The 24345-nt window shown below is 66.3% G+C and carries 21 protein-coding genes and 1 pseudogene; 12 read left to right on the top strand and 10 right to left on the bottom strand.

Annotation, left to right across the window (positions count from 1 at the left end; all coding sequences use genetic code 11):
- Nucleotides 1-2: 2 nt before the first annotated feature.
- Nucleotides 3-1607, bottom strand: a complete 1605-nt coding sequence (locus K8U54_RS16960; RefSeq protein ID WP_249906909.1) for a histidine kinase famiy protein — start codon at nt 1605-1607, stop codon at nt 3-5.
- Between the two features lie 239 nt (nt 1608-1846).
- On the opposite strand from K8U54_RS16960, the gene K8U54_RS16955 reads away from it, so the two are divergent.
- A complete protein-coding gene (locus tag K8U54_RS16955; protein ID WP_249906908.1) occupies nt 1847-4618 on the top strand; it encodes a PAS domain-containing protein in 2772 nt (923 codons plus the stop codon).
- A gap of 18 nt (nt 4619-4636) precedes the next feature.
- Here K8U54_RS16955 and K8U54_RS16950 read toward each other — a convergent pair whose 3' ends face one another.
- Nucleotides 4637-5074 (bottom strand): hemerythrin domain-containing protein, encoded by a 438-nt coding sequence (locus tag K8U54_RS16950; RefSeq protein WP_070885727.1) that lies wholly within the window; start codon nt 5072-5074, stop codon nt 4637-4639.
- Nucleotides 5075-5288: 214 nt separating this feature from the next.
- Here K8U54_RS16950 and K8U54_RS16945 point away from each other — a divergent pair, with 214 nt between their 5' ends.
- A complete protein-coding gene (locus K8U54_RS16945; RefSeq protein ID WP_249906907.1) occupies nt 5289-6602 on the top strand; it encodes a sensor histidine kinase in 1314 nt (437 codons plus the stop codon).
- Here K8U54_RS16945 and K8U54_RS16940 read toward each other — a convergent pair.
- The 3 genes and pseudogenes from K8U54_RS16940 to K8U54_RS16930 form a co-directional block, all read right to left on the bottom strand.
- Nucleotides 6577-7734, bottom strand: a complete 1158-nt coding sequence (locus tag K8U54_RS16940) for a phospholipase D-like domain-containing protein (RefSeq protein ID WP_249906906.1) — start codon at nt 7732-7734, stop codon at nt 6577-6579. The genes K8U54_RS16945 and K8U54_RS16940 overlap by 26 nt on opposite strands.
- A gap of 189 nt (nt 7735-7923) precedes the next feature.
- Nucleotides 7924-8051: pseudogene (locus K8U54_RS16935) on the bottom strand (MBL fold metallo-hydrolase); the annotation flags it as partial.
- 5 nt (nt 8052-8056) lie between these two features.
- Nucleotides 8057-8338, bottom strand: coding sequence for a hypothetical protein (locus tag K8U54_RS16930; RefSeq protein ID WP_249906905.1), 282 nt, complete (start codon nt 8336-8338; stop codon nt 8057-8059).
- A 236-nt stretch (nt 8339-8574) separates the two neighbouring features.
- On the opposite strand from K8U54_RS16930, the gene olsB reads away from it, so the two are divergent.
- On the top strand, nt 8575-9333 hold the full coding sequence (gene olsB / locus K8U54_RS16925) for an L-ornithine N(alpha)-acyltransferase (protein WP_249906904.1): 759 nt from the start codon (nt 8575-8577) through the stop codon (nt 9331-9333).
- A gap of 108 nt (nt 9334-9441) precedes the next feature.
- Nucleotides 9442-10215 carry a lysophospholipid acyltransferase family protein gene (locus tag K8U54_RS16920; RefSeq protein WP_249906903.1) on the top strand — a complete coding sequence of 258 codons (774 nt, stop codon included), beginning with the start codon at nt 9442-9444 and terminating at the stop codon, nt 10213-10215.
- A gap of 267 nt (nt 10216-10482) precedes the next feature.
- On the opposite strand, the gene K8U54_RS16915 is transcribed toward K8U54_RS16920, so the two are convergent.
- The gene (locus K8U54_RS16915) at nt 10483-11532 is read right to left on the bottom strand and encodes an AbrB family transcriptional regulator (RefSeq protein WP_249906902.1); all 1050 of its coding nucleotides are present in this window, start codon (nt 11530-11532) and stop codon (nt 10483-10485) included.
- Between the two features lie 332 nt (nt 11533-11864).
- Between K8U54_RS16915 and K8U54_RS16910 the strand changes: the two genes are divergently transcribed.
- Entirely contained in the window at nt 11865-12803 is a 939-nt protein-coding gene (locus K8U54_RS16910) for a GntR family transcriptional regulator (RefSeq protein WP_249906901.1), read from the top strand.
- Nucleotides 12804-12807: 4 nt separating this feature from the next.
- Here K8U54_RS16910 and K8U54_RS16905 read toward each other — a convergent pair whose 3' ends face one another.
- Nucleotides 12808-13404, bottom strand: coding sequence for an ACP phosphodiesterase (locus K8U54_RS16905; RefSeq protein WP_249906900.1), 597 nt, complete (start codon nt 13402-13404; stop codon nt 12808-12810).
- Between the two features lie 170 nt (nt 13405-13574).
- Here K8U54_RS16905 and K8U54_RS16900 point away from each other — a divergent pair, with 170 nt between their 5' ends.
- Both K8U54_RS16900 and K8U54_RS16895 read left to right on the top strand, forming a co-directional pair.
- The gene (locus K8U54_RS16900) at nt 13575-13871 is read left to right on the top strand and encodes an ArsR/SmtB family transcription factor (RefSeq protein ID WP_249910461.1); all 297 of its coding nucleotides are present in this window, start codon (nt 13575-13577) and stop codon (nt 13869-13871) included.
- Nucleotides 13872-13947: 76 nt separating this feature from the next.
- A complete protein-coding gene (locus K8U54_RS16895) occupies nt 13948-14997 on the top strand; it encodes an alkene reductase (protein WP_249906899.1) in 1050 nt (349 codons plus the stop codon).
- A gap of 68 nt (nt 14998-15065) precedes the next feature.
- On the opposite strand, the gene K8U54_RS16890 is transcribed toward K8U54_RS16895, so the two are convergent.
- The 3 genes from K8U54_RS16890 to K8U54_RS16880 all read right to left on the bottom strand — a co-directional run bounded on the left by K8U54_RS16890 (nt 15066) and on the right by K8U54_RS16880 (nt 18050).
- Complete coding sequence (locus K8U54_RS16890) at nt 15066-15938, bottom strand: ATPase (protein ID WP_249906898.1); 873 nt, start codon at nt 15936-15938, stop codon at nt 15066-15068.
- A 170-nt stretch (nt 15939-16108) separates the two neighbouring features.
- A complete protein-coding gene (locus K8U54_RS16885) occupies nt 16109-17095 on the bottom strand; it encodes an NAD-dependent epimerase/dehydratase family protein (RefSeq protein ID WP_249906897.1) in 987 nt (328 codons plus the stop codon).
- A 61-nt stretch (nt 17096-17156) separates the two neighbouring features.
- Nucleotides 17157-18050, bottom strand: a complete 894-nt coding sequence (locus K8U54_RS16880) for a LysR family transcriptional regulator ArgP (RefSeq protein WP_249906896.1) — start codon at nt 18048-18050, stop codon at nt 17157-17159.
- A 121-nt stretch (nt 18051-18171) separates the two neighbouring features.
- Here K8U54_RS16880 and K8U54_RS16875 point away from each other — a divergent pair, with 121 nt between their 5' ends.
- The 5 genes from K8U54_RS16875 to K8U54_RS16855 all read left to right on the top strand — a co-directional run bounded on the left by K8U54_RS16875 (nt 18172) and on the right by K8U54_RS16855 (nt 24284).
- On the top strand, nt 18172-18774 hold the full coding sequence (locus K8U54_RS16875) for a LysE/ArgO family amino acid transporter (RefSeq protein WP_249906895.1): 603 nt from the start codon (nt 18172-18174) through the stop codon (nt 18772-18774).
- Nucleotides 18775-18836: 62 nt separating this feature from the next.
- On the top strand, nt 18837-19676 hold the full coding sequence (locus tag K8U54_RS16870; RefSeq protein ID WP_249906894.1) for an EamA family transporter: 840 nt from the start codon (nt 18837-18839) through the stop codon (nt 19674-19676).
- 174 nt (nt 19677-19850) lie between these two features.
- Nucleotides 19851-20432 (top strand): superoxide dismutase, encoded by a 582-nt coding sequence (locus K8U54_RS16865; protein WP_070885743.1) that lies wholly within the window; start codon nt 19851-19853, stop codon nt 20430-20432.
- 302 nt (nt 20433-20734) lie between these two features.
- A complete protein-coding gene (locus K8U54_RS16860; RefSeq protein ID WP_249906893.1) occupies nt 20735-22798 on the top strand; it encodes a putative bifunctional diguanylate cyclase/phosphodiesterase in 2064 nt (687 codons plus the stop codon).
- Between the two features lie 148 nt (nt 22799-22946).
- Nucleotides 22947-24284: an imelysin family protein gene (locus K8U54_RS16855; RefSeq protein ID WP_249906892.1), complete on the top strand. Its 1338-nt coding sequence runs from the start codon at nt 22947-22949 to the stop codon at nt 24282-24284.
- The last annotated feature ends 61 nt before the right edge of the window (nt 24285-24345 follow it).

The raw sequence follows: 24345 nt of genomic DNA, 5'->3' as shown, positions 1-24345 counted from the left end.
CCTCAGCCCACCCCGGTAGGGCCGTCGATCACCTGACGCACCTTGCGCGCCAGCTCGTTGGGCACGTACGGCTTGGAGATCACGTCGAACTCGCTGCCACCGGCATCGGTGCGTTCCAGCGAGTTCTCCGCATAACCGGTGGTCAACAGCACCTTGAGCTCCGGTTTGCGACGCCGCGCCTCGCGGGCCAGCATCACGCCGTTCATGCCGCCGGGCATGATCAGGTCGGTGAACAGCAGGTCGTAGTCGGCCACGTCCAGGCGCAGCAGGGCTTCCCGGGCATTCAGGGCGATGTCGGCGACGTAGCCGTAATCCTCCAGCACCATGCGGGCGAGGTCGGCCACGTCCGGGCGGTCCTCGACCACCAGCACGCGCTCGGTACCGTTGCGCTCGTTGGTGCGCTCCTTCGCCGGGCTGTGGATCACCTGGCTGTCGTCGGCCGGGAAGTACAGGCGCAGCGTGGTGCCGACGCCCTCTTCGGAGTAGATGCGCACGGTGCCGCCGGACTGCTTGACGAAACCGTAGACCATCGACAGCCCGAGCCCGGAGCCCTTGCCTTCGTCCTTGGTGGTGAAGAACGGGTCCATGACCCGACTGCTCACGCTGTCGGACATGCCCATGCCGTTGTCGGTAATGGCCACGCTGACGTAGCGCCCCGGCATCAGGCCGTCGTAGGACATGCTGCCCAGCTCCTCGACCGTCACGTTCTTGGTTTCGATATGCACCGCGGGCTGCTCGCGGCCTTCCAGCGCGTCGCGGGCGTTGATCAGGATATTGAGAAAAGCCACTTCGGCCTGGGTCGGATCGATACGGCAGTTCCACAGGGTCTTGTCGAGCGTCAGGCGCAGGTTGGCGTGCCCCAGGGTGCGTTCGCCCAGCTCCTGGAAGCCGCTGATCAACCCGTTGAGGTTGAGCACCCGGCCTTCGAGTTTCTGCTTGCGCGAGAACGCCAGCAGCTGTTGGGTCAGAGTGGCGGCGCGGTCGGCGGCGTTGCGGGCGTTGTTGACGCACCGCAGGATGCGGTCCTGGTCGTACTCGGGTTTGCTCGCCGTGCGCTCGAGCACTTCCAGGTAGCCGATCATCACCTGCAGCAGGTTGTTGAAGTCGTGGGCGATGCCACCGGTCAGCTGGCCCAGTGCCTCCATCTTCTGCGCCTGGCGCAGGCCCTCCTCGGCATCGCGACGGCGGCTGATGTCCAGCTGCGAGGCGAAGAAGTAGATCAGCTCGCCGGCATCGTTGTAGACCGGCGAGATGAACAGCGCATTCCAGAAGGTGGAGCCGTCCTTGCGGTAGTTGATCAGCTCCACCGAGATTTCCCGGCGCGCATTGATGGCGTCGCGCACCTGGGCCACCACCGAGCGATCGGTCTCCGCCCCCTGCAGGAACCGGCAGTTCTGGCCGACGATTTCGTCGACCTCGTAGCCGGTCATTTCCAGAAAGGCGTTGTTGGCGAAGATGATCGGATTATCGGGCCGATTGGGATCGGTCACGATCATCGGCATGCGGGTGGTTTCCACCGCCGCGAAGAAGATGTTCTTGCCCGAGCCGGAAATATCTCCCGAAGAGGCGTTATCGACCCGAAAATCATGCTTGCCACCTGTGGGCATCGGCTTACCTATCGCGCTGCTGGCGAGGCCAATGGCAGGCCCCTGTCCTGAATTCGAGCAGCGAGGCGGCAAGAAGTTCTACATTGAATACGCGCTGTACAACCCTGTATCAGCCTCACGTCGGTTCAGCACAGGAATTCTGATGATCGCTGACAATCGGCGCAGATGGCCCTGTGTCCCCATGCCCGCTGATGGCACACTTGCAGCCTGATCCGCACCGCCAGCGCAAGGTTTTCCCCGTGCCATCCATCCTCGACGATTTCGACTGGGCCGCTACTCCGCTAGGTGCGCAAGCGCGCTGGCCTGCCGAGTTGCGCACCACCTGCGCCATCATGCGCACCAGCAGTTTCGCCATGTGCGCGACCTGGGGCCCGGCGCAGACCCTGATCTACAACGATGCCTACATCGCGCTGCTCGGCGAACGTCACCCGTGGGCACTGGGGCGTCCGATCGAAGCGGTCTGGCCGGACGTCTGGCCGACCATCGCCCCGCTGGTCGACCAGGTACTGGCGGGCGAGCCGGTGCACCAGCAGCACATGCACCTGCTGACGACCCGCAACGGCTACCCGGAAGACACCTACTGGACCTTTTCCTACAGCCCGCTGAGCGACGCCAGCGGAGCGATCGCCGGTTTTCTCAACGTGGCCATCGAAACCACCCAGGTGGTGACCATCGAGCAGCCGGCCATCGCCAATGCCGAACGGGTGCAGCTGGCGCTGGCCGCCGGGGCGATCATCGGCACCTGGTTCTGGGACCTGCCGACCAACCAGTTCACCGTAGATGAAGCCTTCGCCCGCAGCTTCGGCCTCGACCCGGCGCTGGGTCGCCGGGGCCTCAGCCTGCAACAGGTGGTGGAGACGGTGCATCCCGAGGATATCGACAGCCTGCACGCCGCCATCAACGAAGCGATCGCCCGGGGCGGCCCCTATGCCCACCAGTACCGCGTGCGCCGCGCCGACGGCCATTACTACTGGCTGGAGGCCAACGGCCGCGTCGAACTGGCCGCCGACGGCACGGGCCTGAGCTTTCCCGGCGTGCTGATCAACGTCGAGGAGCGGCGTGCCATCGAAGGCGAACGCGACCGCGCCATGGCGCGGGTCATGGCGCTCAATGCCGAGCTGGAACAGAAGGTCATCGCCCAGACCTTCGAGCGGGGCCGCACCTGGCAGATCACCCCCGACCTGCTCGGCGTGCTCAACCACGATGGCTACTTCGAAGCCACCAACCCGGCCTGGCAGGTCACCCTGGGCTGGAGCGAGGAAGAGCTGGCGAGCGTGCACTTCCTGGAATTCGTCCACCCCAAGGATCAGCCCGGTACGCAAAGCGTATGGCTCAAATTCAAGGAGGCCGGCGAGCCGGCCCTGGGCCTGGAGCATCGTTTCCGCTGCCGCAACGGCGAATGGCGCTGGCTGTCCTGGGTGGCGGTGCCCGATGGCCGCAAGACCTATTGTTCGGCACGCGACATCACCCGCGAGAAACTCAATCGCGCCGAACTGCGCAAGCGCACCGCCGAGCGCGACCGCCTGTGGGAGAGCACCAACGACCTGATGGGCTCGGCAGGTCTGGACGGCTACTTCAAGACCATCAACCCGGCCTGGACCCAGCTGCTCGGCTGGGAGGTGGAAAAGCTGCTGAGCATGCCGTTTCTCGAGGTGGTGGTCGAAGACGACCGGGCCGACGTGCTCGACCTCCTGGCGCGCCTCGGCCAGGGCGAGAAGGTCAGCGGTTTCACCAGCCGCCTGCGCAGCAGGGGCGGCGAAGCGCGCTCGTTCATGTGGACCGCCGCGCCGGATCCGTCAGGGCGGGTTTTCCATTTCGTCGGCCGCGACGTCACCGCCCAGCACATGGCCGAGGAATCCCTGCGCCAGTCCCAGAAGATGGAAGCCATCGGCCAGCTGACCGGCGGCCTGGCCCATGACTTCAACAACCTGCTGGCGGGCATTTCCGGCGCGCTGGAGTTGATGCACCTGCGCATCGAGCAGGGCCGCTTCCATGAACTCGGGCGGTACATGGGCGCAGCGGAAACCGCCACCCGCCGCGCCGCCGCGCTGACCCACCGGCTGCTGGCCTTCTCGCGCCGCCAGACCCTACTGCCCAAGCCCACCGATGCCAACGGGCTGATCGCCGGCATGCTGGAAATGATTCAGCGCACCGTCGGCCCCGGCATCCGCCTGGAAAGCGATTTGCAGGCCGAGCTGTGGACGGCCCTGGTGGACGCCTCGCAGCTGGAAAACACCCTGCTCAACCTGTGTATCAATGCCCGCGACGCTATGCCGGGCGGCGGCGTGATCAAGACCACCACCCGCAACCTGCACATCGATGCGACCCAGGCCGCGGCGCTCAACCTGGCCGAGGGGCCGTACCTGAGCCTGGCGGTCAGCGACGAAGGCGTGGGCATGCCGGCGCAGATCGTCGCCCGCGCGGTGGAGCCGTTCTTCACCACCAAGCCGATCGGTGAAGGCACCGGCCTGGGGCTGTCCATGGCCTACGGTTTCGCCAAGCAGTCCGGCGGGCAGATGCGCATCGTCTCGGTGGTTGGCGAAGGCACCGTGGTGACCCTCTACCTGCCCCGCCATAGCGGCGCCCCGCAGAGCGACACGCAGCCCGGCACCATGGCAGCGCTGGAACCCACAGCAGAGCGACGGGGCAAGACCGTGCTGGTGGTCGACGATGAACCGACGATCCGCCTGCTGGTGAACGACGTACTGGAGGAACTGGGGCTGACCGTCATCGAGGCCAGCGACAGCGCAGCGGGCATCGGCCTGCTGCACTCGGACGCCACCATCGACCTGCTGATCAGTGACGTGGGCCTGCCCGGCGGCATGAACGGCCGGCAGATGGCCGACGCCGGACGCCTGGTCAGGCCGGACATGCCGGTGCTGTTGATCACCGGCTATGCGGAAAACTCGCTGCTCACCGACGGGCAGCTGGCACCCGGTATCACCGTGCTGACCAAACCGTTCGCCCTCGATGCCCTGGCCTCGCGGGTGCGTGAGCTGCTCGCCGACTGACCGCCGGACGGGCGCCGGTCAGTCCAGTGCGTCCTCGTAGTCCTTCACGTACTGGGTGGCCAGGGTGGTTTTCTGCTGGTCGGTGAGCATCTTGCCGGCCTGCTGGAAGAAGGTGTGCTCCTCGTCTTCCAGGTGATGGAAGATCTTGTCCTTGAGCTTGCGCGCCGTGGCGATCCAGGACGGGCTGGACGGGTCGGTGTCCTCCAGGGTTTCCAGCAACTCGTCCATTTCGTGGTGCTCGGCCACACCATGGCGGGACAGGTCGACCCCGGCATCGTGTTTCATCAATGGCGAATAGAAGAAGCGTTCCTCGGCCCGGGCATGGGCCAGCAGTTCGTCCTTCAGCTCGCTGTAATAGCGGGCCCGCTCGGGGGAATCGCCGGTGGTCGCGACCAGCGCCTCGGCCATCGCCCTCTGGCGGTCGTGACTCTCGCGCAACGCTTCGAAGATCTGCATGGAATTACCTCATCGGCTAACGGCTGTGCGCGGCCTTGCAAGGCCATCTGCAGGTTGTGACCGAAGCGGCAAAACCCTGGTTCAACACTTTCAAGCGGGCGCTCCGCAGTGCCCACCGGCGCCCTGCTCGATACGCCGGCAGCGCCGACAAGTTGCTTGCCTCTTGTACACTGTACAGCGCATCATGCCGCCACTCTTTCCGCGGTACCCACCGATGCCCCACCGCCCTGCCCCAGCGCCGCTCGACGACGACGAGCGCGTGCGCTCGCTCGAACACCTGGACATCCTCGATTCGGCACCCGAGCAGAACTTCGATGACGTCGTGCTGCTGGCGACGACCCTGTGCGACACCCCGATCGCCCTGGTCTCCCTGGTGGATCGCGAGCGGCAATGGTTCAAGGCCTGCGTGGGCCTGGACGTACGCCAGACGCACCGTGACCTGGCCTTCTGCGCCCATGCGATTCTCGAGCCCGATGACCTGCTGGTGGTGGAGGACGCCCTGCTGGATCCGCGCTTCCAGCACAGCGCCCTGGTGCTCGGCGAGCCGCACATACGCTTCTATGCCGGCGCACCGATCCGCACCGACGCCGGCCATCCGCTGGGCACCGTGTGCGTGATCGACACCCGTCCACGCACCCTCTCCGAGCACCAGCGCCAGGCGCTGCAGGCCTTGGCCCGGCAGACCGCCGCGCTGCTGCAATTGCGCCTGCTGGAGTTGCAACGCGAACGGCGTGCCAGCGTGCTGCTCGATGAGCTGGAACAGGCCCAGGCGCGGCATCGCGAGGCCGAGCAATCGCTGCGTCACGCGCGCCGCGTGTCCTCCCTGGGCATGCTGACCGCGAGCATCGCCCACGACGTCAACAACCTGCTGCAGGTACTCAGCACCAGCCTGCAGATGGCCCAGTTGCGGGCGCGGCGGCCGGCGGACGTGGAGCGCTTCACGCAGACCGGCCTGCAGGCGGTGGAACAAGGCGGCAAGCTGATCCGCCAGTTGCTCGCCAACGTCCGCCAGGACGGCCCGGAGCTGGTGTGCATCGATATCAGCGAACGCCTTGGTGCCGCCCACGAGCTGCTGGCCGGTACCCTGGGTGATGCCGTCACCCTGAGCCTCGACCTGGGTGCCCGCGATGTCGGCGTGATGTGCGACGAGGTGCAGTTGCAGGCGGTGGTGCTCAATCTGCTCAGCAATGCCCGCGATGCCATGCAGGGCCGCGGTCGGGTGCTGGTCGCCACCCACCAGGAGCACCTGATCGGCGACGAGCAATTGAGCGACGGCAATTACCTGGTGCTGAGCGTCCACGATGACGGCCCGGGCATGTCCGCCGAGCTGGCGGCCAGGATCTTCGACCCCTTCTTCACCACCAAGCAGGCCGGCAAGGGCACCGGGCTGGGCCTGGCCCAGGCCCGCGAGTTCGCCAACACCACGGGCGGTGACGTGCGGGTGGAAACGGCGCCAGGGATGGGCACCACCATGCGCCTGTACCTGCGGATACTGGGGCGAATCAGCGGCGTCGATCGAGCAGGTTGACGATCAGTCGATCCGCCCAGCCCCAGATGCGCTGACGCACCCGGGTCCAGAACGGCCGCGCCTGCCACATCTGCAGGTCGACCTCGCGGCTCTGCGGGAAATCGCGCTCGAAACTCTGCTGCACCGCCGCGGTGAAGGCGGCGTCCAGCGTTTCGACGTTGGCGTCGAGGTTGAAGCGCAGGTTCCAGTGGTCGAAGTTGCAGGAGCCGACGCTGGTCCAGTCGTCCACCAGCACCATCTTCAGGTGCAGGAAGCGTGGGCGGAATTCGAAGATGCGCACGCCGGCCCTTAGCAGCCGCGGGTAGTAACGCTGCCCGGCGAAGCGCACCGGCGGGTTGTCGGTATGCCGGCCGCTGAGCAGCAGGCGCACGTCGACGCCCCGCCCGGCGGCCTTGCGCAGCGCCCGGCGCACCCGCCAGGTGGGCAGGAAGTACGGCGTGGCCAGCCACACCCGGTGCTGGGCGCCGTTCAGCGCGCGCACCAGCGACTGCAGGATGTCGCGGTGCTGGCGGGCATCGGCATAGGCTACCCGCCCCCAACCGGTGCCCGCTGCGGGCAGGTGCGGCAAGGGCTGGCGATGGGGGGTGAGATAGGGGCGCCAGGCGAAGCGCGAATTGTTGGCCTGCCACTGGCGGTCGAACAGCTGCAACCAGTCGGCTACCAGCGGTCCTTGGATTTCCACCATCACTTCATGCCAGGCGCTCTCGGGCTGCCCCGGCATCCAGAAATCATCGGTCGAGCCAGTGCCGCCCACGAAGGCCAGTTGGCTGTCGACCACCAGCAGCTTGCGGTGGTCGCGGTACAGGTTGCGCACCCCTCGCCGCCAGCGCAGCGGGTTGTACCAGCGCAGCTGGATGCCGGCATCGAGCATGCGTTGGCGGTCGGCGGCATTCAGCGCCTGACAGCCGAAGGCGTCGAACAGGCAGCGCACCGCCACCCCCCGCGCGGCCGCCTCGCACAGGGCGCGCAGCAGCGCATCGGTGCAGGCGCTGCTGCACACCAGGTACTGTTCGAGTTCCACCGTTGCACGGGCGGCGTCGATGCAAGCGATCATCCGCGGGAAGAACGCCGGGCCGTCGTTGAGCAGCGTGAACTGGTTGCCCTGGCGCCAGGGATAGACCTGACCAGGCATCAGTCACTCACACAGAGAAGGTGGGAAAAGCGGCGCATGACATCTCGGCGGCAGCGGGGAAAGCGCCACGATAGCCGGGCGCGTGCGCCTTGCAAAGCGCGGCGCACCCACGCGCGCTGAAACGATAACGGCCCTGGCGCGGCAGCCGATAGTCCTCGGGCCGAGCAGGTCGAGCCCGCACTCCAGGTTCTAGATCCAGTACGGAAAGGCGCTGACCATCTCGCGCCCCACGAACGGCCGGCCATGCGGCGGCACGATCATCGCCACGTCCATGCCGCGGAGCATGGCGGCCACAGCCGGCAGGCCTTGTTGCTGGCGCTGCTCAGCGCTGCCCGCACATGCGGCAACGTCCGCCGCTCATCACCCCGGTGCAACGCGGGCAATCGCCATTCAGGGTGCCGCGCCGCCACTGCCCGATCTGCACCAGTCGCCGTGCCGCCCAGGCCGCGCCAAGGGCCGGCAGGAGGATCATCCAGGGAAAGATCGTCCGCGCCCAGGCCGCTGCCTCACCGCCCTGCCGGGAGAGGATCGCCAGCCCCATCAGGGCGACCACGCCGCCGATGATCAGGATGAAGGGCACGCCGAGGTTTCTGATAAAGAACATACGCCACGAGCGCTCGAAGGGTTGAGAGGCGCACATGGTAAGCAGGATGCCCCTGCGCTGCACGCGTGATTCGCGCTGTCCCTGCCCGGTGGGGCTGTCACACAAGCATCACCGAACCTTCACAGGCGTGACACCCGCCCTGCCTAGCCTGAATGTGTTTCCTGAGATTGCTCAGGTCTGCAGGCTAATCCGGTTCGTGCGCAGCGAGGCTGCCCGACCGGCAACGGAGGTAAGGCATGACCCAGAACGCCATGGCACCCGAGCGCAGCAACACTCCCCGACGCCTGCAGGCCGAACGCCTGAGCAAGCCACGCGCCCTGCGCGAAGCCCAGGCCCTGCGCTTTCGCGTGTTCAGTGCCGAATTCGATGCCAAGCTCAAGGGCGCCGAGCTGGGCCTGGACATGGACGACTACGACGTGCACTGCCAGCACATCGGCGTACGCGACCTGAACAGCGGCGAACTGGTGGCCACCACGCGCCTGCTCGACCATCGGGCAGCCGCCGGCCTGGGGCGTTTCTACAGCGAAGAGGAATTCGCCCTGCACGGCCTGCGTCATCTGCAAGGGCCGGTGCTGGAAATCGGCCGCACCTGTGTGGATGCCGCCTACCGCAACGGTGGCACCATCGCGGTGCTGTGGGCCGAACTGGCCGAAGTGCTCAACGAGGGCGGCTACCGCTACCTGATGGGCTGCGCCAGCATTCCCATGCAGGATGGCGGCATCCAGGCCCAGGCGATCATGCAGCGCCTGCGCGAACGCTACCTGTGCACCGAGAACCTGCGCGCCGAGCCGAAGACTCCGCTGCCCAGCCTGGAGATCTCGGGCAACGTGATCGCCGAGATGCCGCCGTTGCTCAAGGCCTACATGCGCCTGGGCGCCAAGATCTGCGGCGAGCCCTGCTGGGACAAGGACTTCCAGGTGGCCGACGTGTTCATCCTGCTCAAGCGCGACGAGCTGTGCCCGCGCTACGCCCGGCACTTCAAGGCAGCGGTCTGAGCGGGACTTGAACCCGGCGCCCTGGCACGGTAGAAAGGCCGCGCCGGGCGTTGCCCGCTCATACAGCGGCGCACGCCCTCCTCTTTCCCCCGTCCAGGTCAAAACCCGATGAGCAACGTGCGTCTGTATCTGCGTCTGACCCGCCTGGCCGCCGTGCTGGCCATCGGCACGCTACTGGCCGCCTTGCTGGTGCCGATCGAACGCCTGACCCGCCGTGACCTGACGGGCCTGCGCCAACGCCTGACCCGCTGGTGGCTGGCGCGCCTGGCCAGAGCCCTGCCGTTTCGGGTCTGCGTGCGGGGGCAGCTTCCGCACAAACCGATGCTGTGGCTGAGCAATCACATCTCGTGGACCGATATTCCGCTGCTCGGCATGCTCGCACCGCTGTCGTTCCTGTCCAAGGCCGAGGTGCGCACCTGGCCGCTGGCCGGCTGGCTGGCGCACAAGGCCGGCACCCTGTTCATCCGCCGCGGCGCCGGTGACGGCGGGCTGCTCAACCAGCAACTGGGTCGCCACCTGAAGGGCGGCAGCCACCTGCTGATCTTCCCGGAAGGCACCACCTGCGACGGCGCGGCCCTGCGCACCTTCCACGGCCGGCTGCTGAGCAGCGCCATCGAAAGCGGCGTCGACCTGCAGCCGGTCGCCATTCGCTATGTTCGCGGTGGGCAGCGCTGCGATGTGACGCCCTTTATCGGCGACGACGACATGCTCTCGCACCTGCTGCGCCTGATGGGAAGCGATGTCGCCGAGGTGGAGATCCAGCTGCTCGAGCCGATCGCCAGCAACTCGGGCAACCGCAACGACCTGGCCCGCCGCGCCCAGGCAGCGGTCAGCGAGGCGCTGTATGGGGCGCAGCAGCAGGAAACCCAGGCTGCGGCTTAGGGCCGGCTCAAGATCTTCTGGGAACTCATCTTTGCGCGGTGCAAGGGCGACAAGGCAAAAGCGAGATCCCAGCAACCGCGTAGGAGCGGCTTTAGCCGCGAGCTTTCCCGGCGGATCCCTTCATACGATCAGGCACTGCTGCGGTTGTGGAAGCGGGCCATGCGCGCGAAAAAAAAATGGCGGGCAGGGCCCGCTCCCAAAGGTAGTGCACCAACGTCCGTTCTCACTACACCGCGACCGCTGCCCATGGAATTACGACGAGATCGATCAAGCCTGCCGCAACTGCGGATTATCGCTCTGCAACCAACGCCGGAAGATCGGCTCGGCCAGGAACAACACCAGAAACAGCCGCACCACCTGCATCGCCGTCACCAGCGGCACCGCCAGCTGCAGGGTCTCGGCCGTCAGGCTCATCTCGGCGATGCCGCCGGGCATCATCCCCAGGGTCAGGGACTGGATATCCAGCCCGCTGGCCCAGCCGACCAGCACCGCACCGATGAACGCCACCAGCATCATCACCAGGGTGGTGATCAGGGTACGGGCCAGGAATGACGGGGCATAACGGAAGAACGCGCGGTTGAAGAAGCAGCCCAGGGCGCTGCCGATCATCAGCTGGCCGACCTGACTGGCGCCGGTCGGCAGCGTGCTGCTGAGGTCGAAGCCGATGCTGGCAGCGGCGCTGACCAGCAGCGGGCCGAACAGCCAGGGGTTGGGCTGCCGGTAGCGCTGCAGCAACCAGCCGGCCAACCCGGCCACCGGCAGGATCAGCACCAGCCAGGGCCAGTCGACGTGAACGGAGTGATGGTGCACCTCGCCGTCGCCCAGCAGGAACTTGAACACTGCTGGCACCAGCAGCACCACGGCCACCACCCGCAGGCTCTGTGCGGCTGCCACTCGGGTCAGTTCGGCGCCGTTACGGGCACCAAGGTTGACCATCTCGCTGGAGCCACCCGGCATGCTGGAAAAGTACGCCGTGGCCATGCTCTCGCCGGTGCGGCGCATGAACCACACGCCAGCGATGCTGCTGAGCACGGTGATCAGCGCACCGACCATGATCGGCAGCAGATGACCGGCGATCTGCGCGACCAGCGCCGGCGTGAAGTGCAGGCCGATGCCGATACCGATGATCCACTGGCCGAACTTGCGCCCGCCCGGCAGCGGCTGCAACTGCCAGCTGCTGAAGCAGCGCACCAGGATCACCGCCACCAGCGAGCCGATCATCCAGGGCAGCGGCCAGCCGATGAAGGTGGCGATCACCGCGCCGAGGGCACCGACCAGCGGCGTGCCCAGGTGATTGCTCCAGTGGGTCTTGAACATGGCGTCCCCTTCGGTACGTGCACCAGCAGCGTGGTGATTGATCCAGATCGAGGTGGTCGCGGAAAACGAAAGCCTGGTTATTGGATGATTTTTATCGCTACGTTGTTCACAGCCTGTCGCGCACAGCGACATGAATCTAGATTCAATGCCGCTATCCTCGTAATTCGACGCCACCATTATTGCTCTTTAGGCGAATAAAAAACAATTGGAAGTTGAAAGATCTCCAGCCGCCCGGCATCTTTGCGTGGCACCGTTTACGTAGCAGAATGCAGCGCCTGCCGAGCCGCTCGGCACCGGCGCATCACCCCAGACAGGAATCGACGCTTACGGCCATGGCCCAGGACAATACCCCTTCGGCGGTTCTCACTGCCCTGCAGAAGCGCGTCGCCCGCGAGGTCATCGCCTACGTGCGTCGCGAGCGCCTGCCCATCGGCCACCACCTGGCCGAATCGCACCTGGCGCAGACCCTGAACACCTCGCGCACCCCGGTGAAGTTCGTGCTCAACCACCTCGCCGAACGCGGCATGCTCAAGCACGACCGCAACCGCGGTTTCTTCCTCGCTCAGGCTGCCGACGAGCTCAACGGACTGGTGCAGGAAATCGCCGAGGCCGAGGAAGATTCGGTGTATCGCCGCTTCGTCGCCCTGCGCCTGTCGCGGCAGTTGCCCGAGCAGTTCACCGAGATCGAGTTGATGCGCCAGTTCGGGGTGTCGCGCGCCGAATTGCGCACGGCGCTGCTGCGCATGCAGCAGGAAGGTTGGGCCGAACAGCGCAGCGGCCAGGGCTGGAAGATGCTGCCGGTGATCGACTCGATCGAGGCCTACGAGGAGAGCTTCGCCTTTCGCTCGATCATCGAGCCGGCCGGGCTGTTGTCGCCGACCTTCCAGGTCGACCGCGAGCTGCTGGCGGACTGTCGCAAGCAGCAGGCGTTCATCGCCGAAAGCGGCTATCTGAGCATGACCATCGAGGAACTCTACGAAGCCAACTCGCGCTTCCACGAGGTCATCGCCGGGTTTTCCGGCAATCGCTTTCTGCTGCAATCGCTCAAACGTCTGGATCGCCTGCGCCGCCTGGTCGAATACCGCGTGGACGTGTCCCGTGAACATCGCCGCGCCCAGGTCGAGCAGCACCTGGAAATCCTCGACCTGATCGAACAGGGCGACCGCCTCGCCGCCGCCGACCGCATGCGCGCGCACCTGGAAGGCGCCCGTCGCAAGAAGGTCGATGCAGCCCTGTTCGACACCCTGCGCAACGGTTCAGGGCAGCGCTGATTGCTCAGCGCGCGGGCTGTAGCAGCGCCTCACGCTGGTCCCGGGCGAAGGCCATCAGCGCCGGATAGAAGGCGCTGAAATCCTCGCTCAGCGGTTCGTAGAGCCGGCGCAGATCCTCCAGCCCGCCATCCAGCAGACGCGGTCGCGACAAACGCCGCGACATGCCGGCGATCACCTGCCCCAGCACCTCGAACTCCTGGTAGCTGCCCAGCCAGTCCTGCGCCGCCATGCGCGGGGCGATGCGCTGCAGGCTGCCGGGCAACTGTGGCTCGGCGGCCAGCACCTGGTAGACACGATCGGTGAACCCTTGCAGCGGCTGGTCGCTGTAGCGCTGCCAGTCCCGGGCCAGGCAGTGGTCGAAGAACAGGTCGAGAAAGATCCCGGCCACCCGCCGCCGCTCGGCGGGAAAGCGCGCCCGCGCCCGGGCCTGCAGCGGATGGCCGTCGGTGAAGGCATCGATGCGCCGGTGCAGAGCGATGCCCGCCTCGATGGCGGCCGGCCATTGCCCGGCCAGCGGCCCCTTGACGAAGTCGCCATACAGGCTGCCGAGCAGTTCGGCGGGCGCATCGCCGCCCAGGTGAAGGTGTGCGAGGTAGTTCATGCCGCCCAGCTTAAAGCCTCGCCCCGGCCACGGCGAGGGGCGCGCCATCATGGCGGTCGATATGCACTATCTGCTTGAACGATCTGTATATCGCCAAGTCTCGATATAAAGTTCGCTTCATCGCGATATGCCGTTGCAGCTACGCAGGAGAGCCGATGAACCCTGAAGAGATGGACCTGGACGAAGTGATCAAGGCGCTGGCCCATCCGGTGCGCCGCGACATTCTGCGCTGGCTGAAAGAGCCCGCAGCGCACTTCGTGCAGCCCGACCATTCCTTCGAGATCGGCGTGTGCGCCGGCAAGTTCGACCAGGCCACCGGGCTGTCGCAATCCACGGTTTCGGCCCACCTGGCCACCCTGCAACGCGCCGGTCTGGTGACCAGCCGCAAGGTCGGTCAGTGGAATTTCTTCAAGCGCAACGATGCGACCATCGCCGCCTTTATCGAGCGGATCACCCGTGATCTGTGACCTGCATGCGATTGCAACCCGCCCCCCTTCACCATCCAGCAACCCCTACCGAGCGAATGATTCGAGGATCTAGGCAATGACCACTCTGTTCGACCCCATCAAGATCGGCGATCTGGAACTCGCCAACCGCGTCATCATGGCGCCCCTGACCCGCTGCCGCGCCGATGAAGGCCGCGTGCCCAATGCCCTGATGGCCGAGTACTACGTGCAGCGCGCCTCGGCTGGCCTGATCATCAGCGAGGCCACCTCGGTCACGCCCATGGGCGTCGGCTACCCGAACACTCCCGGCATCTGGTCCGATGAGCAGGTGCGCGGCTGGAGCGGCGTGACCAAGGCGGTGCACGCCAACGGCGGCAAGATCGTCCTGCAACTCTGGCATGTGGGCCGCATCTCCGATCCGGTGTACCTGGATGGCGAACTGCCGGTGGCCCCCAGCGCCATCAAGCCCGCCGGCCACGTCAGCCTGATCCGCCCGATGAAGGACTTCGTCACGCCGCGCGCCCTGGAAAGCGAAGAAATCGCCGACGTTGTCGAGGCCTATCGCCAGGGTGCCGAGAACGCCAAGGCTGCCGGCTTCGACGGTGTGGAAATCCACGCCGCCAACGGTTACCTGCTCGACCAGTTCCTGCAGGACAGCACCAACAGGCGTACCGACAACTACGGTGGCAGCCTGGAAAACCGTGCCCGTCTGCTGATGGAAGTGACCGATGCGGTGCTGAGCGTGTGGGAACCGGGCCGCGTTGGTGTACACCTGGCCCCGCGTGCCGACAGCCACGACATGGGCGATTCCAACCGCGCCGAAACCTTCACCTACGTGGCTCGCGAGCTGGGTAAACGCAACATCGCCTTCCTCTGCGCCCGTGAGCACGAAGCCGACGACAGCCTGTCGCCAAGCCTGAAGGAAGCGTTCGGCGGCGTGTTCATCGCCAACGAAGGCTTCACCAAGGACCAGGCCAACGCCTGGCTGGCCAGCGGCAAGGCCGACGCCGTGGCCTTTGGCGTGCCCTTTATCGCCAACCCGGACCTGCCCGAGCGCCTGCGCCAGGACGCGCCGCTGAACGAGCCGCACAAGGAAACCTTCTACGGCTCCGGCCCGGTCGGCTATATCGATTATCCGCGTCTGTAAGCTTCATCAGCGCCAACAAAAAGCCCGCGTAAAAACGCGGGCTTTTTCGTATCGGCGGGTTGGGCTGATCAGCGGGCGTCAATTTGCTGCTGCAGGTTCTGAATCTGCGCCTGCAACGTGTTGATGCTGCGAGTGGTCTGTGCGCGGTAGGCATCGAACTCGGCGGTGCTGCTGCCGCTGTTGCTGGCGGCCGGGCGGTTGTCCAGCTGGCTCTTGAGTACCAGCATGTCCTGTTCCAGACGCTCGACTGCCGCGTTGGAATTACCAGCCTTTTTCAGCGCCTCGACATCACCCGCCAGGCTCTTCACCTGAGCGGCCAGCTTGCCGGCGTCGCCCTGGCTGCTCTTCAGCGAAGCCAGTTCGGTTTTCAGCGCGGCCAGCTCGCTCTTCAGTGCGTCCTGGCCGCTGCCCAGGGTCTTCAGGCTATCGGCGTACTGGCCGGCATCGCCCTGCTGGGCCTTCAGGTCGGCGACCAGCTGCTCGATGCGCTTGTCCTGCCCGCTCTGCTGGCCGCCCGCCGCCTGCTGCTGCTTGCCCAGCTCGGCGACCTTGTTCTCCAGCTGACGCACCTGCAGGCGCAGCGCCTCGCTGCCGGTGGTGACGTTGGACTCGGCCGCCACCACCTTGCCGGAAATATCCTGAATACGTCCGGCCGCTTCCTCGCTGATACGCGCGAAGCTTTCCTGGGTGGCCACCAGTTGCTGCTCCATCAGGCTGATCTGCTGGAAGCTCCACCAGCCCAGGCCCGCCAGGGCGATGCTCAGGGCGCCGACCAGCGCCCACAGGGGCCCGGTGCTCGCCGCACGCGGCGCGCTGGCCTTGCGCGAAGCCGCGCCAGTGCGGGCGTAAGGCTGCGGCTCGGGTTCGAAATCGTCCTGATCGCGGCGATCCGGGGTCAGGCTGGGTACGTCATCGAATTCGTCGTGGGCATCGTTACGCATGGGGAGAACCTTGAGAAAACCAGGGTGGAGGCAAAGTGCGCGCAGTATACCGATTCACGGCTGGCGCTTGGGTGTCGTAATGCCAGTAATGGGCATGCCGCGACGGCCTGCATTGCGCACAGAGACCCGTTGCAGGCACCTCGGGTTCCGCACCGACCTGGCGCGGGCGATTAGCCCTGCGCCCGCCACCAGCGGCAGAACTCGTCCAGGGCCGGCCACAGGCTGGCGCTGGCCTGATAGTCCAGGTGCTCGCGTGCCTGGCTGATATCCAGGGAGAAGTCGCGGCTCATCACGTCCACCGCTAGCCGGGTCAGCGCGGGCTCGGGGCGGCCGGGCAGCAGGCTGCATAGCCCCTCGCTGGCAACGGCCAGGCTGCGCGCCAGGGCTACTGGCACATGGCGGGTGACTGGCGGCAACTCCAGTTGGCGCAGCACGTAGTTGACCACGTCCCACAGCGGCAGCGGCGCGCCGTCACTGATGTTGTAGGCCTTGCCAAGTGCCGGCCCGGCAGCCAGCAAGGCGCCGAACAGGGCCTCGTTGAGGTTGTGCACGCTGGTGAAGTCGACCTTGTTCAGGCCGTTGCCGATGATCGCCAGGCGGCCCCTGCGCTGCAGGGCGATCAGCCGCGGGAAGATGCTCACGTCTCCCGCGCCGGTCACGAAGCGCGGCCGCAGCGCCAGCACTTCCAGGCCGAACTCCTGGGCGCCGAACAGGCGCTGTTCGGCGAGAAACTTGGTGCGCGCGTAATGGCTGGAGAAGCGCTTGGGCACCTGGTCTTCGCGCAGGCCGAGGTGATCGCGACCATCGAAATAGATCGACGGCGAGGACAGGTGCACCAGGCGGCGCACCCCGCGCTTGAGGCAGGCCTCGATGACGTTTTCGGTGAGCACCACGTTGCCCTGATGGAAATACTCGTAGCGCCCCCACACACCCACGGCACCGGCGCAGTGCACCACTGCTTCGACGTCGCTGCACAGCGCCAGCGCCAGCTCGGGGTCGGCCAGATCGCCGGACATGAACTGCGCCCCTCGGCGGATCAGGTGCTCGAATGCCTCCTCGCGGCGGCCGGTGACGCGCACCTCCAGGCCCTGCTCGAGGGCGAACCGCGCGAAACGCCCGCCAATGAACCCGCTTGCTCCGGTGACCAGAATCTTCATCACGCCCTCCGCCCGCTGCTGCGCGCACTATAAGGCGTCGCGCCGATCATGGCAGCCGTGTTCACGGCACCGGTACCAGATAATCACCGGCATGGCGCTGCAGGTGCCGGGTGAGCTGGTCGAGCAATTCGCCGCCGTTGCGCCAGTGGTGCCAGTACAGCGGCACGTCGATGGGCCGGCCGGGGAGCAGCTCGAGCAGTTCACCGCTGGCCATGGCCTCGGCCATCTGCGGCTCGGGCACCATGCCCCAACCCAGCCCTTCGGCGGTTAGGCGCAGGAAGCCTTCGGACGACGGGCACAGGTGGTGCAGGAAGCTGCCGGACAGACCGAGCTCGTTCAGATAACGGTGCTGCAACTGGTCATCCGGGCCGAACACGATGGCCGGCACCTGACCGATGCGCTCGGCACTCACCCCATCGGGAAAATGCCGGGCGATAAAGGCCGGGCTGGCCATGGCCCGGTAGCGCATGGCACCCAGCGCCAGGCTGCGCGCGCCGGATACCGGCCGCTCCGCGGCGCACACGCAGGCGGCCACATCACCGGCGCGCATGCGCTTGAGCCCCACCTCCTGATCCTCGACCACCAGTTCCAGCAGCACCCGGTGGCTGGCGCAGAAATCCGCCACCGCCCTGCCCCACCAGGTGGCCAGGCTGTCGGCATTGACGGCGATGCGCAGGCGCTGGGTTTGCCCATCCGCCTCCAGGCTTGGCACCTGCTGCTGCAGGTCGCGCTCCAGCAGGCGCACCTGCTGCACGTGGTTGAGCAGCCGCCGGCCGACATCGGTGGGCGTCGGCGGCATCGCGCGCAGCAGCACCGGCTGGCCGATACGCGCCTCCAGCAGCTTGATGCGCTGGGACACCGCCGACTGCGACAGGCCCAGCACCTGGGCTCCACGTTCGAAACCGGCCTGTTCGACGACCGCGGCAAGGGCGGCGAGCAATTTGTAGTCGAGCAATCGATTTTCCTAATGATCGATCAGTACTATTGCTTTTTCTTATACAGGCCAGGGGCGCAGACTGATAGCCATCCCCACCCGCAGATCGTGCTCGACGCGTTCGTTTCCAAGGACTTTCACCATGTGGCAGAGCTACACCAACGGCCTGGCGATCACCGCCGGCCTGATCATCGCCCTCGGCGCCCAGAACGCCTTCGTGCTCGCCCAGAGCCTGCGCCGTGAGCATCACCTGCCCGTGGCGCTGCTGTGCATCCTCTGTGATGCGCTGCTGATCAGTGCCGGGGTGTTCGGCCTGGCGACCCTGCTGCTGCAGAGCGAGTGGCTGCTCGGGATCGCCCGCTGGGGCGGCGCCGCGTTTCTGATCTGGTACGGCGCCCAGGCCCTGCGGCGCGCCTGCCGGCCGGCCGGCCTGCAGGCCGAAACGGGGGCGCCGCGCTCGTTGCGTGCAGTGTTGCTGGCGACCCTGGCGGTCACCCTGCTCAACCCCCACGTGTACCTGGATACCGTGCTGCTGATCGGCTCCCTCGGCGCCCAGCAAGCCGTGCCGCCGGCCTATGCGGCCGGCGCGGCCAGCGCCTCGCTGCTGTGGTTCCTGTGCCTGGCGCTGGGCGCCGCCTGGCTGGCGCCCTGGTTGGCCCGCCCGCTGACCTGGCGGATCATCGATCTGGTGGTCGCAGCCATGATGTTCGCCATCGCCTGGCAACTGATCGCCAGCCCGCTGTAACGCCCGCACGACGTGCGCCCAGCTGCTATGCTGGCGCGCTCCAGACAACGGGCGAAGCAGCAGTGGAAACAGGTGTCTTTCTCATGGTCATCGCCGCCGCGGCCCTGCACGCCGGCTGGAACGCGCTGCTCAAGATCGGCCTGGATCGCTTCCTCACCGCCTCGCTGATCCAGATCGGCGCCGGCGTCGTCGCCCTTCTCGCCCTGCCCTTCGTGGCTGTGCCGGCCGCCGCGGCCTGGCCCTGGATCATCCTCTCGGCGCTGCTGCACATCGGCTACAACCTGTTCCTGAGCCGCGCCTACCGGCACGGCGACCTCGGCCAGGTCTACCCCATCTCCCGAGGCAGCTCGCCGCTGCTGGTGGCCGCGCTGTCGGTGCTGCTGCTTGGCGAGGTGCTGCCCGCCAGCCAGTGGCTGGGCCTTGGCGTACTGGTCGGCGGCATCTGGCTGATGGCGATGCGCGGCGGTCATGGCCGCCCCCGCAGCGGCCTGCTGATCAATGCCCTGCTGACCGCGCTGTTCATCGCCGGCTACACCCTGGCCGATGCCAGCGGCGCCCGCGCCAATGGCGACCCGCTGTCGTATTCGGCATGGCTGTTCGCGGTCAACGGCCTGGTGATGGCCCTGGTGATCCTCGCTCAACGCGGCCCAGGCGTCGTCTCGACACTCGGTCCGCACTGGCGCGCCGGCCTGCTCGGCGGCGCCATGTCCATGCTGGCCTACAGCATCGCCATCTGGGCCATGACCCTGGCGCCGGTGGCACTGGTTTCGGCGCTGCGTGAAACCAGCGTGGTGTTCGCCCTGCTGATCGGCCGGCTATGGCTCAAGGAAAGCCTGCCGCCGCTGCGCGCCGTGGCCTGCCTGATCATTCTCGCCGGCGTGGCGATGATGAAGCTGAGCTGAATCGCCGCGAGGGCTCTGGCCCGGTATCCCGCACAGTTGCCGCGTGGTTATGGCGTAGCCCCGGTGCTATGATCCCTGCCCTGCGTCGCAAAGGGTACAAATCCGCCGACGCATGTTTGGCCGCCCGTGATCGGCCTTGCGCTCATCGCAACAGACCTGATTAGGAGAATAACCATGGCTTTCGAATTGCCGCCGCTGCCGTACGCACACGATGCCCTGCAGCCGCACATCTCCAAGGAAACCCTGGAGTTCCACCACGACAAGCACCACAACACCTATGTCGTGAACCTGAACAACCTGGTGCCCGGCACCGAGTTCGAAGGCAAGAGCCTGGAAGAAATCGTCAAGACCTCCTCCGGCGGTATCTTCAACAACGCCGCCCAGGTGTGGAACCACACCTTCTACTGGAACTGCCTGAGCCCCAACGGCGGCGGTCAGCCGACCGGCGAACTGGCAGCGGCCATCGACAAGGCGTTTGGTTCCTTCGACGCGTTCAAGGAAGAGTTCAGCAAGGTCAGCATCGGCACCTTCGGTTCCGGCTGGGGCTGGCTGGTGAAGAAGGCCGACGGCTCCCTGGCCCTGGCCAGCACCATCGGCGCCGGCTGCCCGCTGACCAGCGGCGACACCCCGCTGCTGACCTGCGACGTCTGGGAGCACGCCTACTACATCGACTACCGCAACGTGCGTCCGAAGTATGTCGAGGCGTTCTGGAACCTGGTCAACTGGGACTTCGTGGCGAAGAACTTCGCCGCCTGAGCCCCTGGCCGATGAAAATGCCCCTCTGATGCGAGTCAGGGGGGCTTTTTTTTGCCTGTTGCAACCTGGCGGCATCGACAGGCGGCGCTCAAGACCTGAGGTTTCTTTCCGACACAGAGCGGGTAGTGCCAGCCGAGGACCTGTCCACCTTTCAACGCGAGCCGCGTCGTCACGGGAAACGTCCGCCGCGCCCTGGGCGCGACCAGATTGGTCGCCCCATGCATACGGCCTTTGACTGGCAACGCGAGTTTGCCAATACTCAACTCCAATCCGGCGCCGGGTATCGCACAAGGAACTGCCATTTGAAGCTGGAACTCAAGCACAGCCTGTCCGTGAAACTGCTGCGCGTGGTGCTGTTGTCCGCGCTTGCCGTGGGCGTGGTGCTCAGCCTCGGGCAGATCGTGTTCGACATCTACAAGACGCGCCATTCCATCACCAGCGATTCCCAGCGCATTCTCGGCATGTTCCGCGACCCCTCCACCCAGGCGGTCTACAGCCTGGATCGCGAGATGGGCATGCAGGTGGTCGAAGGCCTGTTCCAGCACGAGTCGGTGCGCCAGGCGTCCATCGGCCATCCGGGTGAGCAGATGCTCGCCGAGAAGAGCCGCCCCCTCGCCGACCTGCCCCTGCGCTGGCTGACCGACCCGATCCTCGGCGAGGAGCAGCAGTTCAGCACCCGTCTGGTCGGCCGCGAGCCGTACAACGAATACTACGGCGACCTGAACATCACCCTCGACACCGCGCTGTACGGAGAAAGCTTTCTCACCAATTCGGTGATCATCTTCATCTCCGGGGTGTTGCGCGCCCTGGCCATGGGCCTGGTGCTGTACCTGGTCTATTACTGGCTGCTCACCAAGCCGCTGGCCAAGATCATCGAGCACCTGAGCAACATCAACCCGGACCGCCCCAGCGAGAACAAGCTGCCGATGCTCGCCGGCAACGAAAAGAACGAACTGGGCCTGTGGATCAACACCGCCAACGGGCTGCTCGCCTCGATCGAACGCAACACGCACCTGCGCCGCGAGGCGGAAAACAGCCTGCAGCGCATGTCGCAGTACGACTTCCTGACCAGCCTGCCCAACCGCCTGCAACTGCAGCAGCAACTCGAACAGATCCTCGAGGATGCCGGCCGCCTGCAGCGCCGCGTGGCGGTGCTGTGCGTCGGCCTGGACGACTTCAAGGGCATCAACGAGCAGTTCAGCTACCAGACCGGCGACCAGTTGCTGCTGGCGCTGTCCGACCGCCTGCGCAGCCACAGTGGTCGGCTCGGCGCCCTGGCGCGCCTGGGCGGCGATCAGTTCGCCCTGGTGCAGGCCGATATCGAGCAGCCCTACGAAGCCGCCGAACTGGCGCAGAGCGTGCTCGACGACCTGGAAACGCCCTTCACCCTCGACGATCACCAGGTGCAGCTGCGCGCTACCATCGGCATCACCCTGTTCCCGGAAGATGGCGACAGCCCCGAGAAGCTGCTGCAGAAGGCCGAACAGACCATGACCCTGGCCAAGAGCCGTTCGCGCAACCGCTACCAGTTCTACATCGCCAGCGTCGACAGCGAGATGCGTCGCCGCCGCGAGCTGGAAAAGGACCTGCGCGACGCCCTGGCGCTGAACCAGTTGCACGTGGTCTACCAGCCGCAGATCAGCTACCGCGACCAGCGGGTGGTCGGCGTCGAGGCGCTGCTGCGCTGGCAGCACCCGCAGCACGGCTTCGTCGGCCCCGACCTGTTCATCCCGCTGGCCGAGCAGAACGGCAGCATCATCGCCATTGGCGAGTGGGTACTCGACCAGACCTGCCGCCAGCTGCGCGAGTGGCACGACCAGGGCTATGGCGACCTGCGCATGGCGGTCAACCTGTCGACCGTACAGCTGCACCACGCCGAGCTGCCGCGGGTGGTCAACAACCTGATGCAGATGTATCGCCTGCCGGCGCGCAGCCTGGAGCTGGAAGTCACCGAAACCGGCCTGATGGAGGACATCAGCACCGCCGCCCAGCACCTGCTCAGCCTGCGCCGCTCCGGGGCGCTGATCGCCATCGACGACTTCGGTACCGGCTACTCCTCGCTCAGCTACCTGAAGAGCCTGCCCCTGGACAAGATCAAGATCGACAAGAGCTTCGTGCAGGACCTGCTCGACGACGAGGACGACGCCACCATCGTTCGCGCCATCATCCAGCTGGGCAAGAGCCTGGGCATGCAGGTCATCGCCGAAGGCGTGGAAACCGCCGAGCAGGAAGCCTACATCATCGCCCAGGGCTGCCATGAAGGTCAGGGCTACTACTACAGCCGGCCGCTGCCGGCCCGCGAGCTGACCCAGTACCTCAAGCAGTCAAGCCGCTCGCAGCGGCATATCAATCCCGCCACGCTCTGACCTCCCGCCTCAAAACCGGATCGCGCCAGCCGGCGCGATCCGGTGCTGGCACATCGACCCTTTGCTTAAAATGCAAATCTTTCGCATTATGTTGCAGCCCGCGTGGAGCACCACGCGTACTCTCCATTAACACGCAAAGGATTTCGTCATGATTCGTATGCCCCTGGCCTCTGCCAGCCTGCTGACCATCGCCATTGCCCTCGCGGGCTGCGGCGAAGACAAGGCGCCTGCCAACCAAGCCGCCGCCCCGGCTGCGCAAGCGACCGGCAGCAGCGCTCCAGCAGCAGCCGGCGCCTTCGACGAAGCCGCTGCACAGGCCGTGGTCAAGCATTACGCGGATATGGCATCCGCCGTGTTCGAGGACGCCGCCAGCACCGCCAAGAAGCTGCAGAGCGCCGTCGATGCCCTGCTCGCCAACCCCAACGACGAAACCCTGAAAGCCGCTCGCGAAGCCTGGCTGGCCGCGCGCGTCCCCTACATGCAGAGCGAAGTGTTCCGCTTCGGCAACACCATCGTCGACGACTGGGAAGGCCAGGTTAACGCATGGCCCCTGGACGAAGGCCTGATCGACTACGTCGACGCCGACTACCAGCACGCCCTGGGCAACCCGGCGGCAGGCGCCAACATCATCGCCCACACCGAGATCCAGGTCGGCGAAGACAAGCTCGACGTCACCGAGATCACCCCGGACCTGCTCGCCAGCCTCAACGAGCTGGGCGGCTCCGAAGCCAACGTCGCCACCGGCTACCACGCCATCGAGTTCCTGCTCTGGGGCCAGGACCTGAACGGCACCGGTCCCGGCGCCGGCGAGCGTCCGGCCACTGACTACCTGGTCGGTGACGGCGCCACCGGCGGCCACAACGAGCGTCGCCGTGCCTACCTGAAAGCCGCCACCGAGCTGCTGGTCGCCGACCTCGACGAAATGGCCGGTCAGTGGAAAGCCGGCGTGGCCGACAACTACCGCGCCACCCTGGAAGGCGAATCCGCCGAGAACGGCCTGCGCAAGATGCTCTTCGGCATGGGCAGCCTGTCCCTCGGCGAGCTGGCCGGCGAGCGCATGAAGGTCGCCCTGGAAGCCAACTCCACCGAAGACGAGCACGACTGCTTCAGCGACAACACCCACAACTCCCACTACTACAACGGCCTGGGCATCCGTAACGTCTACCTGGGCGAGTACAAGAAGGTCGACGGCAGCACCCTCAGCGGCCCGAGCCTGTCGTCGCTGGTCGCCAAGGCCGACGCCGCCACCGACAGCACCGTGAAGGCCGATCTGGACGCCACCCAGGCCAAGCTCCAGGCCCTGGTCGACAGCGCCGACAAGGGTGTGCACTTCGATCAACTGATCGCCGCCGGCAATGCCGAAGGCCAGCAACTGGTGCGCGACGCCATCGCGGCCCTGGTCAAGCAGACCGGTGCCATCGAACAGGCCGCCGGCAAGTTGGGCATCAGCGACCTGAACCCGGACACCGCCGATCACGAGTTCTGATCGGCACGGTAACCGAGCGATGAACAAGCCGGTGCGCGGTTTCGCACCGGCTTTTTTGTGC

The sequence above is a fragment of the Pseudomonas fulva genome, assembly GCF_023517795.1.
In the GTDB taxonomy this organism is placed as follows: domain Bacteria; phylum Pseudomonadota; class Gammaproteobacteria; order Pseudomonadales; family Pseudomonadaceae; genus Aquipseudomonas; species Aquipseudomonas fulva_D.
This window is presented reverse-complemented; position numbering and strand designations above follow the sequence as displayed.

Excerpts from the sequence above, each read along its gene's own strand:
- K8U54_RS16960 (WP_249906909.1), bottom strand. The coding sequence starts at position 1,607 with ATGCCCACAGGTGGCAAGCATGATTTTCGGGTCGATAACGCCTCTTCG.
- K8U54_RS16950 (WP_070885727.1), bottom strand. The coding sequence starts at position 5,074 with ATGCAGATCTTCGAAGCGTTGCGCGAGAGTCACGACCGCCAGAGGGCG.
- K8U54_RS16945 (WP_249906907.1), top strand. The coding sequence starts at position 5,289 with ATGCCCCACCGCCCTGCCCCAGCGCCGCTCGACGACGACGAGCGCGTG.
- K8U54_RS16940 (WP_249906906.1), bottom strand. The coding sequence starts at position 7,734 with ATGCCTGGTCAGGTCTATCCCTGGCGCCAGGGCAACCAGTTCACGCTG.
- K8U54_RS16930 (WP_249906905.1), bottom strand. The coding sequence starts at position 8,338 with ATGTTCTTTATCAGAAACCTCGGCGTGCCCTTCATCCTGATCATCGGC.
- olsB (WP_249906904.1), top strand. The coding sequence starts at position 8,575 with ATGACCCAGAACGCCATGGCACCCGAGCGCAGCAACACTCCCCGACGC.
- K8U54_RS16920 (WP_249906903.1), top strand. The coding sequence starts at position 9,442 with ATGAGCAACGTGCGTCTGTATCTGCGTCTGACCCGCCTGGCCGCCGTG.
- K8U54_RS16915 (WP_249906902.1), bottom strand. The coding sequence starts at position 11,532 with ATGTTCAAGACCCACTGGAGCAATCACCTGGGCACGCCGCTGGTCGGT.
- K8U54_RS16910 (WP_249906901.1), top strand. The coding sequence starts at position 11,865 with ATGGCCCAGGACAATACCCCTTCGGCGGTTCTCACTGCCCTGCAGAAG.
- K8U54_RS16905 (WP_249906900.1), bottom strand. The coding sequence starts at position 13,404 with ATGAACTACCTCGCACACCTTCACCTGGGCGGCGATGCGCCCGCCGAA.
- K8U54_RS16900 (WP_249910461.1), top strand. The coding sequence starts at position 13,575 with ATGGACCTGGACGAAGTGATCAAGGCGCTGGCCCATCCGGTGCGCCGC.
- K8U54_RS16895 (WP_249906899.1), top strand. The coding sequence starts at position 13,948 with ATGACCACTCTGTTCGACCCCATCAAGATCGGCGATCTGGAACTCGCC.
- K8U54_RS16890 (WP_249906898.1), bottom strand. The coding sequence starts at position 15,938 with ATGCGTAACGATGCCCACGACGAATTCGATGACGTACCCAGCCTGACC.
- K8U54_RS16885 (WP_249906897.1), bottom strand. The coding sequence starts at position 17,095 with ATGAAGATTCTGGTCACCGGAGCAAGCGGGTTCATTGGCGGGCGTTTC.
- K8U54_RS16875 (WP_249906895.1), top strand. The coding sequence starts at position 18,172 with ATGTGGCAGAGCTACACCAACGGCCTGGCGATCACCGCCGGCCTGATC.
- K8U54_RS16865 (WP_070885743.1), top strand. The coding sequence starts at position 19,851 with ATGGCTTTCGAATTGCCGCCGCTGCCGTACGCACACGATGCCCTGCAG.
- K8U54_RS16855 (WP_249906892.1), top strand. The coding sequence starts at position 22,947 with ATGATTCGTATGCCCCTGGCCTCTGCCAGCCTGCTGACCATCGCCATT.